At 65.1% G+C, this 16,479-nt stretch carries 14 protein-coding genes; 5 read left to right on the top strand and 9 right to left on the bottom strand.

The features are described 5' to 3' along the window. Window positions 1-365 precede the first annotated feature (365 nt). Window positions 366-1,481, top strand: a complete 1,116-nt coding sequence (locus F8O08_RS07560) for a hypothetical protein (protein WP_158037945.1) — start codon at window positions 366-368, stop codon at window positions 1,479-1,481. Window positions 1,482-1,488: 7 nt separating this feature from the next. On the opposite strand, the gene F8O08_RS07555 is transcribed toward F8O08_RS07560, so the two are convergent. Both F8O08_RS07555 and F8O08_RS07550 read right to left on the bottom strand, forming a co-directional pair. Then, window positions 1,489-1,818 (bottom strand): helix-turn-helix domain-containing protein, encoded by a 330-nt coding sequence (locus F8O08_RS07555; protein WP_158037946.1) that lies wholly within the window; start codon window positions 1,816-1,818, stop codon window positions 1,489-1,491. 1 nt (window position 1,819) lies between these two features. Beyond that, window positions 1,820-2,170: a type II toxin-antitoxin system RelE/ParE family toxin gene (locus F8O08_RS07550; protein WP_158037947.1), complete on the bottom strand. Its 351-nt coding sequence runs from the start codon at window positions 2,168-2,170 to the stop codon at window positions 1,820-1,822. A 437-nt stretch (window positions 2,171-2,607) separates the two neighbouring features. On the opposite strand from F8O08_RS07550, the gene F8O08_RS07545 reads away from it, so the two are divergent. Beyond that, a complete protein-coding gene (locus tag F8O08_RS07545; protein ID WP_158042964.1) occupies window positions 2,608-3,111 on the top strand; it encodes a ClbS/DfsB family four-helix bundle protein in 504 nt (167 codons plus the stop codon). Between the two features lie 35 nt (window positions 3,112-3,146). Here the strand turns inward: F8O08_RS07545 and F8O08_RS07540 are convergent, their stop codons facing one another. After that, a complete protein-coding gene (locus tag F8O08_RS07540) occupies window positions 3,147-4,169 on the bottom strand; it encodes a zinc-binding alcohol dehydrogenase family protein (RefSeq protein ID WP_158042963.1) in 1,023 nt (340 codons plus the stop codon). A gap of 70 nt (window positions 4,170-4,239) precedes the next feature. On the opposite strand from F8O08_RS07540, the gene F8O08_RS07535 reads away from it, so the two are divergent. Next, entirely contained in the window at window positions 4,240-4,578 is a 339-nt protein-coding gene (locus F8O08_RS07535) for a winged helix-turn-helix transcriptional regulator (RefSeq protein WP_158037950.1), read from the top strand. 248 nt (window positions 4,579-4,826) lie between these two features. Beyond that, complete coding sequence (locus F8O08_RS07530) at window positions 4,827-5,195, top strand: nuclear transport factor 2 family protein (protein WP_192496868.1); 369 nt, start codon at window positions 4,827-4,829, stop codon at window positions 5,193-5,195. A gap of 103 nt (window positions 5,196-5,298) precedes the next feature. Here F8O08_RS07530 and F8O08_RS07525 read toward each other — a convergent pair whose 3' ends face one another. The 5 genes from F8O08_RS07525 to F8O08_RS07505 form a co-directional block, all read right to left on the bottom strand. Next, window positions 5,299-7,038: a PH domain-containing protein gene (locus F8O08_RS07525; RefSeq protein ID WP_158042962.1), complete on the bottom strand. Its 1,740-nt coding sequence runs from the start codon at window positions 7,036-7,038 to the stop codon at window positions 5,299-5,301. Continuing rightward, entirely contained in the window at window positions 7,035-7,640 is a 606-nt protein-coding gene (locus F8O08_RS07520; protein WP_225733604.1) for a PH domain-containing protein, read from the bottom strand. Before F8O08_RS07520 ends, F8O08_RS07525 begins: the two co-directional genes overlap by 4 nt. A gap of 43 nt (window positions 7,641-7,683) precedes the next feature. Next, window positions 7,684-9,216 (bottom strand): polysaccharide deacetylase family protein, encoded by a 1,533-nt coding sequence (locus F8O08_RS07515; RefSeq protein ID WP_158037953.1) that lies wholly within the window; start codon window positions 9,214-9,216, stop codon window positions 7,684-7,686. Next, window positions 9,213-10,274, bottom strand: coding sequence for an SDR family NAD(P)-dependent oxidoreductase (locus F8O08_RS07510; RefSeq protein ID WP_158037954.1), 1,062 nt, complete (start codon window positions 10,272-10,274; stop codon window positions 9,213-9,215). The genes F8O08_RS07515 and F8O08_RS07510 overlap by 4 nt, the downstream gene beginning before the upstream one ends. A gap of 102 nt (window positions 10,275-10,376) precedes the next feature. Beyond that, window positions 10,377-11,753, bottom strand: a complete 1,377-nt coding sequence (locus F8O08_RS07505) for a nucleotide sugar dehydrogenase (RefSeq protein WP_225733416.1) — start codon at window positions 11,751-11,753, stop codon at window positions 10,377-10,379. Window positions 11,754-12,198: 445 nt separating this feature from the next. Between F8O08_RS07505 and F8O08_RS07500 the strand changes: the two genes are divergently transcribed. Next, window positions 12,199-13,527 (top strand): glycosyltransferase, encoded by a 1,329-nt coding sequence (locus tag F8O08_RS07500; protein WP_158042961.1) that lies wholly within the window; start codon window positions 12,199-12,201, stop codon window positions 13,525-13,527. Here F8O08_RS07500 and F8O08_RS07495 read toward each other — a convergent pair. Then, window positions 13,478-16,273, bottom strand: a complete 2,796-nt coding sequence (locus F8O08_RS07495; protein ID WP_158037956.1) for a helix-turn-helix transcriptional regulator — start codon at window positions 16,271-16,273, stop codon at window positions 13,478-13,480. The genes F8O08_RS07500 and F8O08_RS07495 overlap by 50 nt on opposite strands. Window positions 16,274-16,479: the final 206 nt, after the last annotated feature.

Raw genomic sequence — 16,479 nt, 5'->3', positions numbered from 1 at the left:
ATTCCTTTCTTCGACCTGAACGCTGCGAGTGCGGGTCGGCTGGCTGTGATCGTCTCGCGCGGTTCTCGTGCGCTGCTGGGCTAGTTCGTCCGCATGAAGCTCATCGGCCAGATGCAAGACGAGCGCGACGAGGCTCTTCATGTCAGGTTCTTCCCGCGGACGTGGCGTCGCGGTGACAAAGCCAGACGCCGCCCTGTGCGGTAGCTCTCGCCGATCGGCAAGAGGCGTGACCGCTCAACAATAGGTGTGCGTGGCGGTGCTCAAGCGGCCGGGAGTACCTCACACAAGAGCGGCTAGGGAGCGACAGAGGCAGGGGCGTGGCCGTCGTCTGAAAGATGTGTGGTGTTCTCGGTAGGTTCGAGGATATGGAACTTCACGAGAAACTGTCACTAGCGATTGCTGCGAGCGACCTCCGCTATGTGGCGGGGAGCATACTCGGTGCAGAGAACCATCCTCGTACCTGGCCATTCGCCCAATGGGGCGCGATGGTCGCGTATGAGACGGCAAAGACTCTCAGCGATGTGCATGCGTGTCGACTGGAACTGGGCTGGGAGCTCGAGATTGCGACTGCAGCACGACATGGGGGCAAGTTCTTCGACGTGCGGCGTGCAAGTCAACTAGATGACGTGGTCGGTGACTTCCACGCGCTGGGTATTGCTACACATACTGCGTTCTATCCCGATGACAGGCGAGGTCGGCTGTTCGACTTTCTTCGTGACGACTTTGCGGTGCTGGCCGATGGGCCCGAATTGGTTCTTACGAACGTCACTGGACACTTCATGGTCGGGCTGCCGCCGGACCGTGTCGTAAAGGTGGATTCTTGGGGCCCTCATGTTCACGATCTCGCGATGGGTATCGGCCAACTGACAACCGCGCTTGTCGGTGAGGGTCGCTACGAGCTTCGGACTCACGGAAACAAGGATTCTGAATCGCTGACCTGGTGGGACGGGAAGATCGCGAAGGTTGTCCCTGCCATCTTCGGAGGACAACTGGAGCCGGATCTTGCGATGGCCGTCGTCAGCATCCTGTCGACTGTTCAGGCCTCTCGTCGCTGGGCGCACGCAGAGTGTTGTGGGTCGTGTGATGCGGCCTCGCTGAAACATCGTTTTGTCGTACTTCACCATGCGGCCCGGTCACTCCAGCAGCTGGCTGCTCGCCCCGAGATTCTCCAACCTCTTGCTGCAAAGCATGTTCATGCGCTCACGGACTCTGCGGACTTGCGGACCATCGTTGACGCGCCATTCCGCCGGCTGCGAAACGGTTGGCTTCACCTTGGGCTCGGTGACATCGCCGCGACCCTACCAACGGAGGTCAACATTCTGACGCCCGTGCAGGCATACACGCAGATGGATCTACTCCCTTTCACTGAACTGGTCGATCGAGGTCTGGATCAGATCGCGACGGGGATCGGGGCATGGCTCGCAGAGCCTGGAGACAAAGGCTTGCGGCTATTTGATTGCCTACATCGGCCGCCAGGCTGAGCAGGAGTTATGTGCGAGGCGACAGAAGGAGCTTCCGGCTGCCGAATGTAGCCGTGACTTCGATGGTGCCGCCGAGGGCTTCGACGTATGACTTGAGGGTCGCAAGCCCGGAACGATCGAGATCGCCGGACTCCAGGGCCGAGATCGTGGGCTGGGTCAGTTCCATGCGTTCGGCGAGTTCCTTCTGCGTCATGCCCTGCTCTTCGCGGATCTCACGCAGCCGGTAGGCGCGCTCCTCGGCCTCCATGCGTGCGACGTGGTCGGCAACGGCCTGCTCGTCGACGGGACGCTTGGCACGCACATCACTCCACGCTGCGGTCTTCGTCTTGGTGCTCATCTCACTCCTCCTCTGTCAGCCACTCATCGAATCTGTCGTCGGCTATCGGGATGTTCTGGTCGTACCACTGCTTCCACCTGCCCGCTTTGTCTCCGGCGATGAGCAGGATGGCCCTGCGTTTCGGATCGAAGGCGAACAGAATCCTGATCTCACTGCGCCCTGCCGATCCAGGTCGCAGTTCTTTCATGTTGTGATGCCGGGAACCCTTGATCCGATCTGCCGTGGGCCTCCCGAGCGTCGGTCCTTCGGACTCCAGTCGGGTGATCGCGGCGGCGACCAGGTTGTAGGTCTCGTCATCCAGCCCCAGGACCCACGACTCCACGTCGTTCCAGAGCCGCACATCCCAAGACATGCCCCCAGTATAGATCGGACTCGATATCGACTCAAGCAAATGTTGGTGAGCTCAGTTGCGGCGGTTCATGAGCCATCCTCGACGGTCGCCGTCCGCGTCTTCTCCCACACTGTCATCTGGCTCACCTCGAACCGCCTCACGATCGACAAGACGCTCTCGCCGCTATCGCGAGCCGTGTGAATGGCGTCTATCTGGTGAAGCGTAGGGGGGGGGGGAGTTCACCTCCGTCGCGTTGGTTCTGTGGCTTCATTGAGAAGCGCCGAAGTGCCCACATTCTCGGCCTCACCAGCACACAATCTCGTTTGTTACCATGAGGTTTCCGCAGGACTCGACCTGTTTCAGCGCATGGGATTCGAGTCCTTCTGGGTCCACAGATGCAGCGGGGCAAACAGCACCAGCGTCAGCCTGAGAGCCAGCGTCGAAGCGATAGGAGTGGAATGTCTGTTCCAGCGACCAAAGCCGAGCTCCTTGCCGCGATCGACAAGACGTTCGCTCAGCTCGAGCGAGATCTCGATCGGGTGCCACTCGCCTCAGTGCGAGAACCTGTACTCGACGGACACGTCAAGAACACATGCATGAGCCCGGCCGATCTGGTCGCCTATCTCATCGGATGGAATCAGCAGGTGCTCACATGGCACCGGCGCAGAGCCGCGGGCCTTCCGGACGAATTCCCAGCACCTGGCATCAAGTGGAACGAGCTGGGATCGCTGGCGCAGCGCTACTACGCAGCTCACGCAGATGACTCATGGGAACAGCTGCGCACGCAACTACGCGACGCGAAAAGTGCCATTATCGAGCTGATCGACGGCTACTCTGACGCTGATCTCTACGGTCGACCATGGTATGGCAAGTGGACCATGGGGCGAATGATCTCATTCAACACGTCATCACCGTATGCTAACGCGCGCGGCCGCATCCGTGCCTGGCTCCGCACGCTCTGAGTTTTCCGGCCATCGGCGCGCCCGGTGAGTGTCCCTCAGCCATTGACCTCGTCGCCCCACCCGCTGACGACTACCTTGCCCACGACATGGCCTGTCTCGACGATCTCGTGCGCCTCGCGCAGCGTGGATGCCGAAATGGGGGAGAGCCTGACCGCTGCTGTCGTCGTGATGAGGCCGCGATCGACCAGATCGGCGACCTGCTCGAGGATGCGATGCTGCTGAATCATGTCTGGTGTGCGGTGCATGGCGCGGGTGAACATGAACTCCCAATGCCAGGCGATGCTCCTGCTCTTGAGCGGGGAAACGTCACGAGGCCCATCGTCGACCGCCACGACCTGGCCGAACGGCCGCACGATCTGCGCATAGGTATCGATCTGGCCGTGTGAATGCGCAGTGAAGAGCCAGTCGGCGCCCTCGGGCACCATTGCGGTGACCTGCTCGATCAGGTTCTGATGATGGTTCACGACGTGCTCGGCACCGAGTTCGCGCACCCACTTCGCACGCTCGGCGTCCGAAGCCGTCGCGATCACTTCGACATGGGGCAGCAGCGCCTCGGCCAGCTGCACCATGATCGAGCCGACACCCCCTGTAGCACCCACGATCAGCAGCGACCCCTCTGAATCCGCGGTCAGTCCGAAGTGGTCGAAGAGCGTCTCCCATGCTGTGAGTGCCGTGAGCGGGAGGGCTGCGGCGTCTTCAGCGGTGAGGCTCTTCGGTGCGTGCCCGACGATGCGCTCGTCGACCAGCTGCAGACGCTGATTGCTGCCGGGGCGATCGATGCTTCCGGCGTAGAAGACATGGTCTCCCGGGGCGAAGAGGGTCACCTCCGGTCCCACCGCACGAACCGTGCCGACGGCGTCGAATCCGAGCACTCTGAACCCCTCGGCAGGTGCACCCGCTCGCAGCTTCACGTCGACCGGGTTCACCGACACGGCATCCACCGCGACGAGCAGGTCATGCGGGCCGGGCTCGGGCACGCCGACCTCACGTTCGATCAGTGCCTCCGGAGCGGTGGCGGGCAGGTTCGTTTCGTAGCCGATGGCTGTTGTCGTGGTCATGAACCCATTGTGCCGACGGCATACTGGTTACCGTCAAGGGCAGCCGGTACCCTTTGGATACCATAGGTTCATGACCACCCTCGAATCCCAGTGCGAACGCAACGACGTCTACGCGGCGATGTGCCCCTGTCGAGACATGCTCGATCTGCTCGCGAACAAGTGGAGCGCGTTGGCGATCGGCGCACTCGAAGAAGGCGCGCTGCGCAACGGCGAGCTCAGACGTCGCCTCGAGGGCATCAGCCCGAAGGTGCTCTCGCAGACGCTCAAGCGGCTCGAAGCGCACGGTCTCGTCACGCGCACGGTCTATGCCGAGGTTCCCGCCCGCGTCGAGTATGCGCTGACCGAGCTCGGGCAGAGTGCGTCGGCGCCGTTGAGACACCTGCGCGACTGGGTTGAAAGCAACGCCTGATCGGCCCATCGTCGCCGGGCTCGTCGCAGCCCTTTTCGTCCGGCCAGCCTTGTCGGCGGAGATGAGCAGACTGGCCCCGCGCTTCGGGTTGGAGGCGAACAGAATTCAGATCTCTCTGCGTCCCGAGGCACCAAAAGGCAGCCACGAACAGACCCTTGACCGCGTCTGAGCACGAAACTACGATGAGCGCCGGTAGTTGCGGTGCCCGGAATTGCAGGGCGCCCGCATGTGCCAGAAAGAGGCCTATTATGAGCGGCAACTCGCCGACGGATGTCTTGGATCGGTACTTCTCTCTGTCGAACACCGCTGGCCAGCACCCGCAGGACTTCGAGGAGCTCGTCGGTCTCTTCGCACCTGACGCAACGCTGGTCTCAGGGCGCGGGGAGTCGGCAACGGGTGCTGAGGCGATCCGCAGTTTCTTTCACACGTTCTTCGCTCGCAACACAGAGCTTCACCACGTCTGGAACTCGCGGTCGACGGATGCGACGAGAGTGGTCGTCGAGTGGGCTGTCGCTGGACGTCACGCCGACGGCCACGTGTTCGCCATCACCGGCACGGATACCGCGACCGTCGACGCGAACGGCAGGATCACCTCGTTGCAGGTGGCTGCCAAGTAGCCGCCGTGGCGGCTGAGGTGTCCACACAGTGGGGAAGTCGCCCTGTCGGGCGATCTCCTGTGCGGTCACGGCTCCCTGCGAAGAGGTGCAGGAAGCGCGACTGTCAGCGACTCAGCGCTTCGTCGCCGGCTGCTGCACGCAGGATCTCGGCAGCCTGGCGTTCGCTGCAGTCACGCACACGGTACGCGTGTTCTCCAGCCGCGGTGCTCAGAATCACCGTCGCAACTCCGGCACGTCGCTGCAGCCAGGACTGATCGACGGCGACGCCGCAGACACCTCGCAGCTGCAGCAGATGCACCTTGCGCAGCACGAATCCCTGGCGCACACAGATCGTCGGTCTCATGACGGTTCCCACAGATGCTCCGCGATCGTCAACGCCGATCAGCCGGTGTCCGAGCTGGCGGTAGTCTCCGAACGCAACGCCGATGTGCAGCACCGCAAGAGCCGCAGGCGCCCAGAGCAGACTTGCCGACCACCCCAGACCGAAGACGAACGCCGCACAGACCGCCGCGAGAACGAGGTCCCAGAGCCAGAGCCGGATCAGCCGCCGCCGCAGCGCGACGAGGGGGTGCTGATTCAGCCATCCTCTGCGAAACAGCTGGGCATCGGTCGGCATGCTGCCACCCGGCAGCTCCGCGATACGGCCATCATCGCATCCGCCGTCGCAGTCACCCAGCAGAATCTCGGCGAGGGTGTGTGCCTCGGTACGACCGACCGTCGGCAGCAGCCGCGCGTCGTTCGAGGCTGGCCCGCCGCCTGTGCCGCTCGACGTGCCGAGCCCGCCGAGACCGGTCGTGATGGGCACCAGCTGTACGCCCCGTACCAGCCGCATCACGATCGAATCGCTCATTGTGATGCCGCGGATCCGTCGTGCGTCGACGGCCGAGGTCTTCGTCGTCAGCAGACCGCGACGCGAGACGAACCGGTGACCGCTGCGCACCAGTGTGAAGCCCCACCAGTTCACGAAGAAGAGCGTGATCGCGCCGAGACTCATCAGTACGAGGACGGCGACCACGAGCGGCGCCGCGAGCGCGAGCCCGACGAACGCGCGCTGCGCAGACGTGTACAGTCCCTCGATCTGCTCACCGCTCAGCAGGTTGAAGTTCTCGACGAGCTGCCAGAAGGCACCGAACAGAATCAGCGGGATCGTCAGCGTGCGCACCGTGAAGATCTCGTAGAACGCCCAGCGCCCGCGCAGCGCGATGATCGGGGTCTCGACGTCGTCGCGCGCCGTGTTCGAGACACCGCGCTCGTCCACGCTCCGCTGCAGTGTCGAAGGATGCCCCGGCTCTGAGTGAGACGTCTCCGGCCTGCCGGTGGCATCCGGCCACCCGCCGGCGGGCACGATCTGCGCATCTTTCGGAGCACGCTGGCGCAGCAGCAGGCTTCGGAGCGTCTCGGCATGATGCTGGTCGACGGCGTCGAGCTTGATCCGCTGATCGGCCTTGGCCTCACCCGTCGCGATGTTCACCACCGAGACCCGCAGCAGCCGGTGCAGCAGCCGCGACTCGATCTCGACCGTGCGGATGCGCTCGAGCGGCACCCGATGTCGCGTTCGCGAGAGCAGCCCCGACGTGACCTCGAATTCACGCTCGGTGAAGCGATAGCGAAACGTCGCATACCGAACGAGATAGCTCACCGGCTGCAGCAGCAGGCCGACCATCAGCGCCACGAGTGCGAAGGGAAAGCCATCACCTGCGTTCTTCAGAACGATCGCCGCGATCGCGACCGGTACGCCGCGCAGCAGCAGATTGACGACCCCGACCAGAGCTGTTCGGGGGTTCAGCCGATGCCACTCCGGTTCGGAGCGTCCTGTCGTCGGATGCTCGCTCTCGCCGCTCATGTCGCGTCACCGAGCGTCGACTGGGTCGCTTCGGTCAGCGACTGCACCAGGCTGTCGGCATCCTGCTCATCGAGCCCGACGATCGTCACGTCGGCACTCGCACTGGCCGTCGTCACCTTGACCGATGCCAGACGGAACATGCGCTGCACCGGTCCGCGTTTGGCCTCGACCGTCTGAATACGGGAGAACGGAGCGACCTGCCAGTGCTGTGTGATCCAGCCGGATCGGGCATAGACCGCTTGGTCGGTCAGATCCCAGCGGTGCACCCGATAGCGGATGCTCGGCGCGAGAAAGATCTCGACGAGTGCTGAGACGACCGTGACCGCGGCCAGGATCAGCGACCAGATGCGCACGGGCTCCCAGAGCAGCGCCGCCACGACGAGCACAGCGAGGATGCCGACGTTCGTGATGAGTGCGTTGAGCCGCCACATCGACTTGGCTCGCGGGCACACCGGATGACTCAGCGCGCGAGGGTGCAGCCCGAGCACCGGTGACGCCGAGTCAGAGGCGGTCAACTGGGCACCTGCGCCGCGAGACCCCGAAGCGTGCTGGTCGCCTCCGTCTGACGGAGGATCGGACCGGGGCGCTTCGGGGGAGGTCATGCGACAACAGTCTCAGCTGAACCGGCCTTCTGGCAAATCACCGTCATTGCACGGTGATCTGGCGCACCTCGTTCCAGCCGGTCTGCTGCAGGGCGATGCCCACCGCGAGCGCTGTCGTGTCTGCGGGCAGGTCGGGGGTCTTCCAGGTGAGTTCGGACCATTCCTCGCCCAGCGGGGTGAATCGGCCAGCGCTGAAGTACGTCCATCTGCCGGTCTGGTCTCGGACGAACGCCACCGGCTGGCTCTGCGACCCACCACCTCGCGCAGTGTAGGTGATCTCCTTGCTCTGCCCGCCTTCGGCTGCGAGCGAGCATTCGCCGAGGTCCATAATGGGCAGCCACTTCGCCTCGCCGGGCCCGTTCGCCGTCAGTTCGAGGTGCAGCGCCTCTTGCCCTTCGTGGCCTGTCTTCGAGGTGATGGTGAAGTTCGCGGTGTTGTCGCCGTAGGCGAAGCCGTTCCAGCAGATGGGCGTTCCCTGGGCATTCTGATGTGTGAAATCGCTGACTCTGCGCCCGGGTTCGGAGCTTCGTCTCGGAGTGAACGCCGCATGCTCGGCGTTCGGATCGCCTGCCGAGCCGGTTGAGAGGTAGGCGCTCGGCACAGGAGCCGTTGGGTCGGCGTCGATCACCTCACCAACCGTGCGGATCGCGACGCGCCCTGCGACCACCTGTTCGACGAGCCAGTCGGCCAGCCGTTCCAGCTCCTGCTCGGTGACCATGATCTCCGCGCAGGTGGTCGCCTCTCGCTCGCAGATGCCGTGGAACGTGAGCTGTGTCCAACCGGCCCCCACCCCGACAGCGGTTTCGACATCCTTCTGATAGGCCTCGATGCCTGATCGTCTATCGAACATGTTGGGTGCGAGCGTCACCATCGGGTTCTCAGGTCGCAGCGACTCGACGATCTTGGCCTCCGGCGAAATCGCCTCTCCGGCCAGGCGCATCGACTCGCCCGAACCGACCGCTCCGCCGAGACCCCGCCCCGAGGCATAGCCGCAGTCGCGCACTGCGCGCTGAACCTCATCGTTGTGCGCCGCGTACGGGTAGGCGAAGCTCTGCGCGGGCAGCCCCCACTGACGCAGATTCTCGCGATCCTGGCAGATCTGACGGCGTGCCTCGTTCTGCGTCACGCTCGGCAGATTGAGGTGGTGCACGGTGTGCCCGCCGATCTCGTTGCCGAGATCGGCGAGACCGTGCAGCTGGTCGCGGGTGAGAAAGCCAGGTGCACCGGTCTGGCCCGTTGTGACGAAGTACGTCGCGACCAGCCCGCGCCTGGCCAGGATGTTCGCCGCCAGCACCTGATCCTGTGTGCCGTCGTCGAAGGTCAGACTCACGATCGCAGGTGCAGTGTTCGTCAGCCGCTGCACGCCTGCCTCCTGAGGTGTGAGCAGAGGGACGTCGGTCGAGTGCGGGCTGAGCCCGTCTTCGGCGATCGCCGCGACCGCATCGCTCGATGCGCTGACGCCGTCGGTGGGAGGCATCGCCACGACGCCCACGCCCAAGGCCACGCTGCCGAAGAACGTGGCGACGGCCGTCACCGCCAGCCGACGGCGCGCGGCTCGCACCCCTGCGCGGTTCACAACGCCGAACCCTCGGCTGCCAGGGTGCGGTGCGTGACTTCGGCGGTCGCCCCGGCACCGTCGGGCCTGCTGCCCAGAGCGCCGGCCCGGTCGGCCTGATCACGCAGCATCGCCTGGGCGACGAGCTCGATGATGCGACGCACCGAGGTCTTCGGAACGAAGCCGACCAGTTCGTTGGCAGCGGTGTTGTCGGGCACCCGGCGCCGCATGTCTTCATAACCCTCGCCGTAGGCCTGGTCGTAGGGGATGTGCTCGATGCTGCTTCGGCTGCCGGTGACATCGATGATCTCTTCGGCGAGCGCCTTGATCGAGATCTCCTGGGCACCGCCGAGGTTGAAGACTCTGCCCGCTGAGTCAGGATGCTCCTCGACCGCCACGAGCGCAGGCACCACGTCGCCGACGAATGAGAAGCACCGTGTCTGCTCGCCGTCGCCGTAGACGGTGAGCGGCTCGTCATTCAGGGCCTGACGCACGAGTCTGGGCACGACCATTCCATAGCGGCCGGTCTGTCGCGGCCCCACCGTGTTGAACAGCCGCACAATCGACACCTGCAGGTCGTGCTTGCGCCAGTACGCGTGTGCGAAGGCCTCGTCGATTCCCTTTGCTGCGGCGTACGTCCAGCGGCTCAACAGAGGCGACCCCAGAATGCGATCCGAGTTCTCATGCAGCCTGTCTGCGGTGTTCTTGCCATAGATCTCGCTGGTCGAGGCCAGCAGCACACGGGTCTGGTGCCTGCTTGCCGCTGCGAGCACGTTCTCTGTGCCGTGCAGGTTGGTGCGCAGGCTGCCCAGAGGGTCGTCCAGAATCACGTGCACGCCGACGGCGGCCGCCAGATGAAAGACACGGTCGGCCTGTGCGACGAGACTCTCGACGAGTTCGGGGTCGCGAACGTCGCCTTCGACGAAGCCGAACCTGGAGTCACGGCTGAGCTGACGGAGGTTGGCGAGTCGTCCCGTACTGAGGTTGTCCAGCACGGTGACGTCGTCGCCCTGACCGATCAGATATTCGGCCAAGTGGCTGCCGATGAAGCCGGCGCCGCCGGTGATGAGAGTGTGCATGTGTGTTCCTTCGTGTTCGTGCGGCGGCGTCGCTGCCGCTGATGGCGGGTTGCCGTGGTCATCGGGGGATGCCGGGTCAGGCTGTATGAGTGCGGCCCGCGTTCAGAGCACGCTGCGGTGCGCGATGTCGGTCGCACCGTAGGTCGTGTCAAGCACCAGGGTCTTCGGAGTGATCCACGAGAGGTCGATGTCGCGATGCAGCGTGTGCAGCACGACGATGTCTGGGTCGTTGGCACCGGGGTTCGGCACAGAGGTGAGGGTGTGGCCGTCTGGCAGCGTCACTGCGGGGAAGAGCGGATCGTAGTAGCGCGAGAGTGCGCCCGCGCTCCAGAACCGCTGCAGGATCTCGATGGCGGGCGATTCCCGAGCATCCGCGACATTGGGCTTGTAGGCGACCCCGACGACCAACACGCGCGCTCCGCTCAGCGGAATGCCGTTCTCGGCGAGCAGGTCTTTCGCTCGATCGACGACGCGACCCGGGCGGTGGCTGATCTCGTGCATCGCCTGGGTGATCATGGGCGCGGCGACGCGCTGACGCCGCAGCTGCCAGAGCAGGTAGTGCGGGTCGCAGGGGATGCAGTGCCCACCGACCCCGGGGCCGGGCGTGAACTTCATGAAGCCGTAGGGCTTGGTGGCCGCCGCATCGATCACCGCGCTGACGTCGAGGTCGAGCTCGCGGCAGATGTCGGCGAACTCATTGGCCAGCGCGATGTTCACCGCGCGAAAGGTGTTCTCGAGCAGCTTCGTCATCTCGGCATGGCCTGGCGACGACACGACGTGCGTCTGCTCGACCGCCGAGCCGAGCAGGTCGACCGCGCGGGCTGCGCAGGCGGGGCTGACGCCGCCGATGACGCGAGGAACGGCCTCGTGGCCAAACTGCACGTTGCCTGGGTCGATGCGCTCCGGGCTGAACACCACGTGGACGTCTTCGCCCGGTTTCATGCCGCGATCTCGCAGCGGCTGCACGACGAGCTCTTCGGTGCACCCGACGTAGGTCGTCGAGGTCAGCACGATGAGCTGCCCTGTGACTGCGTTGGCCACGACCGTCAGACACGCGCTGTGCAGAATGCCGAGCTGCGGGCTCAGATCATCGCTGACCGGGGTCGGCACGCAGATGATCACCGCAGCCGCACGCCGCAGCGCCGACAGGTCGGTGGTCAGCAGCAGTCCGTCGCTGTCGCGGTGTGATTCCAGCAGCACTCGATCACTCGGAATCAGATCGACGTCGCCACGCCGAATCGCCGCAACGCGCTGCTCCGATACGTCGATGCCTGCGATGCGATGACCGGCCGCGCGGTAGGCGAGAGCCGTCGGCAGACCGACGTAGCCGAGACCCAGAATCGCGACGTCGTAGTCGAAATCGGTGAAGGTCGTTGCTGTGGTCGCGCCTGAGCGGTCTTCGGTGACGGTTCCGAGCGCGCTGAGCGCCAGCCGTGCGCGCTGAGCGCTGAGTTGTTGTCTGGTCGATGTGAGTTCCACGGTGGTCCACTCTCCGGTTGGGGGCGCTCCGCCGGAGAAATGTTCCCCGCCCTTCACGCACCATTGCGTCACTGTTGCTCTCTGAGCGTGCACTTCGGCGTTGCAGTCGGGCAAGCGGTGCGGCCGCCCTCGTCGGTCGCTCTGCGGAGCCGTCTGCCTCCTCCTGCGGAGAACCGGTGCAGCGCCTGCGGAGAGCGCCACGGGGTCTGCGGATGCACTGCGCGATTTCGCCTGTGTGGGAAGCGGAACCGTTTAACGGCTGCGGGGAGAGTGCGGAGACGAGGGCCCCGTCGACGAGGCCCTGTCCGTAGCGTAAGAGGCATCGCGCCGAAGACGACGAAGTCTGTGCCCAGTGCACAGGGTCCAGTTCAGAGGGCCCAGTTCAGAGGGCCCGGGGCCCAGTGCAGAGGACACAGGGCACAAGACACAGGAGGGGAGTGTGATCATGGCTTGGGGTCTGATCGTGTTCATGCTGGCGATCGTGGGGGTCACCACGATGATTTGGGGCGTCATCGGCGTCATTCGCTGGGTGACGGAGCGCGGCGAACGACGACGGCAGCGTCTGAGGTCGGCCGTTCCTCGGTGGTCGAACGGCGACATCGCCGTTCTGATGGCCGCACATAACGAAGAGGCCGTGCTCGAGGCGTCACTGCGGCGCGCGCTGGCTCAGTTCTCACCGGAGCAGATCCATGTCATCTCAGACGGGTCGATCGACGGAACTGCAGACATCGCACGTCGGCTCGGTGTGCGGGTGCTTGAGCTGACCCCGAATCGTGGCAAGGCTGGTGCGCTGACCGCAGGCATCGCACACTTTCACCTCACCGACCGGTACGAGTTCGTCCTGCTGCTCGATGCCGACACGCATCTGGCCGACGACTACGCGATCACTGCGCTTCGCCTCGCCGATGATGACGATGTGGCCGCAGTAGCCGGACGGGCACGCACCCTGCATCCAGAAGCCGCCGGATCGCTCTTTGGACGCCTACTGGTCTGGTACCGCGAACGGGTATACACCGTCGTGCAGTATCTGCACAAATACGGCCAGGCCGCCCCGTGGATCAACGCGGTCTACATCGTGCCGGGATTCGCCAGTCTCTATCGCTCCCGGGCTCTTCGTCAGATCGACATCGATGCGCCGGGGCTGGTGATCGAAGACTACAACATGACTTTCGAGGTGCACGCTCGCAGTCTCGGCCGGGTGGCCTTCCATCCGCATGCCGCGATCGCCTACACACAGGATCCTGACACGCTGGTCGACTACACGAGACAGCTCAGCCGGTGGACTCTCGGGTTCTGGCAGACGCTGCTGCGGCACCGGCCTCGGCCCAGTCTGTTCTGGGCGACCGTGCTGCTGCACGCACTCGAGCTGGTGCTCAGCTCGCTGATCATGCTGCTCTGGCTGCCCGTGTTCGTGGTCTCGGTCACGTGCGCAGCAGCGGTCTGGCTCGGCCTCGACGCAAACGGCTGGGGTGCCGCGGTCATCGGTCAGTTGCCGCCGCTGCTGCTGCTTGCCGGGCTCTGGCTTCCCGACCTTCTGATCACGCTGGTGAGCAGTGTGCTCGGGCGACGCTGGGGCATGCTGCTGTTCGCACCGTTCTATCCGTTCATGCGCATCTACGACGCGAGCCGCTGTCTGCGGTCGCTGCTCCGCGCGCTCGGGCGCCGGCGCTCAAGCGGCAGCTGGGTCAGTCCGGATCGTCGGCCCGAGATCGCTGCCGCTGCCATCACACAGGAGAGCCGTCGTGTCCCGACGGCAGTTCGCCCAGAAGCGTGAGCAGCTCGCGACGCGAACGCACGCCCAGCGTGCGGTAGACGGCCGTGAGCCGAAGCTCGACGCTGCGCACCGACAGAAACAGGCGCTGGGCGATGTCCTTCGTGCGCAGCCCGGCTCGCACGTACTCCACGACCCGGCGTTGTTCGTCATCCAGCCTCGAGAGTCCGACAGACGACGTCTCGCGCTGTCTGATCAGGAACCCCTCGGTTTCGGGTTCGGCCTCGCGGATCAGCCGGGTGCTGGCGAGTATGTCCCGTTCCACCGATTTCTCGCCGGTGACGAGCCCAGCCTGTTCGAACGCGGTGACTGCGTATTCGATCGCCTGGCGACCGGTATTCACGTCACCGATCATGAAGAGCCAACGTGCATAGCCCACGGCTGTCGTCGCGTACTCGAGCTGTCCGGCGGCCTTGTGCCGCGGGGCTAAGGCGATCTGCCACTGCTCTGCCACGGTGGGGGCGACCAGGCAGATGCCGCTGACGTCGATGCCCAGCGTCTCGAGATCTGCGACGGCGTGGTCGATCGTCAGCGAGGTCCATCGCTGAGGCGAGTGTGCCTCTGCGATGACGAGTTCTGACAGGGCATCCTGTGCGGCCGCGGTTCTGCCGCATTGCAGGGCTGCTTCGATCACGTCGCCATGCAGGCGCATCACGCTCGGCAGCGCGATCTCAGCCGTCGAAGCACGTGCGCTCTGCAGCAGCCGCAGGGCCCTGCGAGGATCGTGGGCGAGCAGCAGCTTGCCCAGCAGCGCCTGAATTCGCGCGAGCTGCACCGAGCTGCCGGGCTCTGGGGCCGGTTCGATCGTCTCGTTCAGCAGACGTCTGGCACGAGCCGAGTCTCCCAGGGACAACGCTGCCCACGCTGCGGCCCATGTGTGCTGCAGACTGCGCAGTCGGGAGGTCGCGTGTCTCTCGAGTCGCTGGAAGGTCGAGCGCATGGCCGAGAGACACCCGGCCGCGACTTCGATCTCGACCAGCAGGTAGAGCGTCGATTCGACGTGCAGGCGCAGGCCGTCGGCGGTCTCGAGAGCCAGAGCGCAGGTGTCGCGCGCCTGCTGCCAGCGTTCCGCCAGGCGATGCCCCTGAGCCTGCAGCAGCAGCTCCAGGACGCTGAGCGTGCGCCGTCGACTGAGGCGTGGCCTGGCATGATCCGCAGGAGGCTGTGTGGGCTTCTGCCTCTCGACCCGGTTCGTCTGGGGTGCAGACGTCGCTGGCTGCTCGCCCGGTGCCGTCGCATCCTGCAGCGTCAGCTGCGCAATGAGCGACCGAGCGCGCTGCAGAATACGCGCTGCGACTGTGTCGGTCTGCGGGAGCTGATCGGAAAGCTGCAGCAGCTGCCGCGCGTCGCGAACGTGGCAGAGCAGCAGTGACCGCGCAGCCAGCTCGGCGAGCATGCTCAGTGTCGCCGCTGGCGCGAGTTCGCCGTAGAGATGCACCGTCGCATAGACGTTCGAGAGGTCGATGCGCCCGTCTTCCAGCAGTTCGAGCTTGAGATCGAGATGGGCTCTCGCGACCGAAGTCTGCGGATCGGCCAGCGTCGTCGGCGCCATGCGCAGATATCGCCGCGCGAGGGCGCCGAAGCCTCGTGTGCCCAGCAGCCGCAGTGCCTTGAGCCAGTCGTCTACCAGCGACTCGTCAGTGTGCACGAGATCGGCGACGTGCTCCATGACCTCGAGCACCTGGACGAGCTGCACCTCGGCGGCAGGCCCGTCGACGACCGCGGCCAGGGCGCCGGGGAGGCTGGCGATCAGGCGGTGTGACACAGAGATTGAGTCAGCGGCCTCTTCCGAGCCGCACAGCAGAAACCAGAGATGCAGCAGCTCCGGTCCGTCAGACGTCGCCGCTACCAGACGCTGCAGCATCTGCTGCCGCGCATCGGCGTTCATGCCCCAGTACGTCGCAGCGCGAAGCCGCTGACTCACGAGTGAGGCGACGTCGCCGGTGGTCGAGACCACCCGCTTCGAGATCAGCTCCTGCACCGCAGGCCATCCTCCGGGCTGCAGGTCGCTGATCAGGGCGATCGGCAGATAGCGCGAGCAGCTCAGCAGGCGAACGACGTCGCAAGGCGCTATGCCGGTCGCGGAATCGGCCGAGGAGAGCGCGCTGTCCGATGAGCTCTCACAGGGCGGCGGCCCTTCGGGGCTCTCAGCGAAGAAGCGCTCGATCTTCGCCAGCGACCTGGTGCCCTGCAGCTGTGCACCGTTGACGTGCTCGAAGAGTCGAAGCATGGAGTCGGCATTGCCGTCGCTGAGATGCCCGACGATCTGCACGACAGCCGGATCCGCTCGTACGCCGTGTCTGCGTGCGAGGAGCATCTGCTCCCGTGACGTCAGCGGTTCCAGTCGCAGCCGCTGCACCCCTGCCAACGCAGGCGGAACGTCCCCGTTCGTCGAGACGGCCAGCAGACGAACCGAGCCGTCGCAGGCGCGAGCCGCCTCAGCGAGCAGATTCAGCACATCGGCATTCAGCGGCCTGAGATCGTCGACGGCCAGAATGGTGGTGCGCCCGTCGGCTGCCAGCCGCAGCGCGTCGGCCATGCTCCGGCCGAGCTCGGCAGTGGTCAGGCCGGCCCCGGCCGCGGACTCGGGGCTATCGGACGCCGCCACGATGCGCGCAGCGACGCGTGCTGCAGACTCCGCAGCATCGATCGAACGAACGTGTACCAGACGCTGATCGTCAGGCAGGGCGTCAAGCACCAGCGAGAGAATGAGCTGCCCTCGTGCAGTGTCTCCGTCTGCGTCGAGCACAACCCCATGCGCGCCGACGGCGTTCGCGCCAGATGCAGAGCGCGGTATCGACGTCGCCTGCAGCGATGCCAGGACGGCATCAACGTCGCATGGCGTGAAGCTTGTGTTCGGCGTTCTCACGCTGCCCCCAGTCGCTGTCGGGACGTACACCGCGGCTCTGCGTCTGTGCAGGAGTCACGGTACGTCTGGATACAGCCCCTTGATGA

Source organism: Pseudoclavibacter sp. CFCC 13611, assembly GCF_008831225.1.
Classification (GTDB): Bacteria; Actinomycetota; Actinomycetes; order Actinomycetales; family Microbacteriaceae; genus Pseudoclavibacter_A.
The sequence above is the reverse complement of the archived record's forward strand: the minus strand, read 5'-3'. Positions and strand labels throughout refer to the sequence as shown.

What these genes read in the sequence shown, in the direction of transcription:
- F8O08_RS07525 (WP_158042962.1), bottom strand. Translation starts at nt 7,038, where the DNA reads ATGAGCGGCGAGAGCGAGCATCCGACGACAGGACGCTCCGAACCGGAG.
- F8O08_RS07545 (WP_158042964.1), top strand. Translation starts at nt 2,608, where the DNA reads ATGTCTGTTCCAGCGACCAAAGCCGAGCTCCTTGCCGCGATCGACAAG.
- F8O08_RS07530 (WP_192496868.1), top strand. Translation starts at nt 4,827, where the DNA reads ATGAGCGGCAACTCGCCGACGGATGTCTTGGATCGGTACTTCTCTCTG.
- F8O08_RS07560 (WP_158037945.1), top strand. Translation starts at nt 366, where the DNA reads ATGGAACTTCACGAGAAACTGTCACTAGCGATTGCTGCGAGCGACCTC.
- F8O08_RS07555 (WP_158037946.1), bottom strand. Translation starts at nt 1,818, where the DNA reads ATGAGCACCAAGACGAAGACCGCAGCGTGGAGTGATGTGCGTGCCAAG.
- F8O08_RS07520 (WP_225733604.1), bottom strand. Translation starts at nt 7,640, where the DNA reads ATGACCTCCCCCGAAGCGCCCCGGTCCGATCCTCCGTCAGACGGAGGC.
- F8O08_RS07510 (WP_158037954.1), bottom strand. Translation starts at nt 10,274, where the DNA reads ATGCACACTCTCATCACCGGCGGCGCCGGCTTCATCGGCAGCCACTTG.
- F8O08_RS07550 (WP_158037947.1), bottom strand. Translation starts at nt 2,170, where the DNA reads ATGTCTTGGGATGTGCGGCTCTGGAACGACGTGGAGTCGTGGGTCCTG.
- F8O08_RS07540 (WP_158042963.1), bottom strand. Translation starts at nt 4,169, where the DNA reads ATGACCACGACAACAGCCATCGGCTACGAAACGAACCTGCCCGCCACC.
- F8O08_RS07500 (WP_158042961.1), top strand. Translation starts at nt 12,199, where the DNA reads ATGGCTTGGGGTCTGATCGTGTTCATGCTGGCGATCGTGGGGGTCACC.
- F8O08_RS07535 (WP_158037950.1), top strand. Translation starts at nt 4,240, where the DNA reads ATGACCACCCTCGAATCCCAGTGCGAACGCAACGACGTCTACGCGGCG.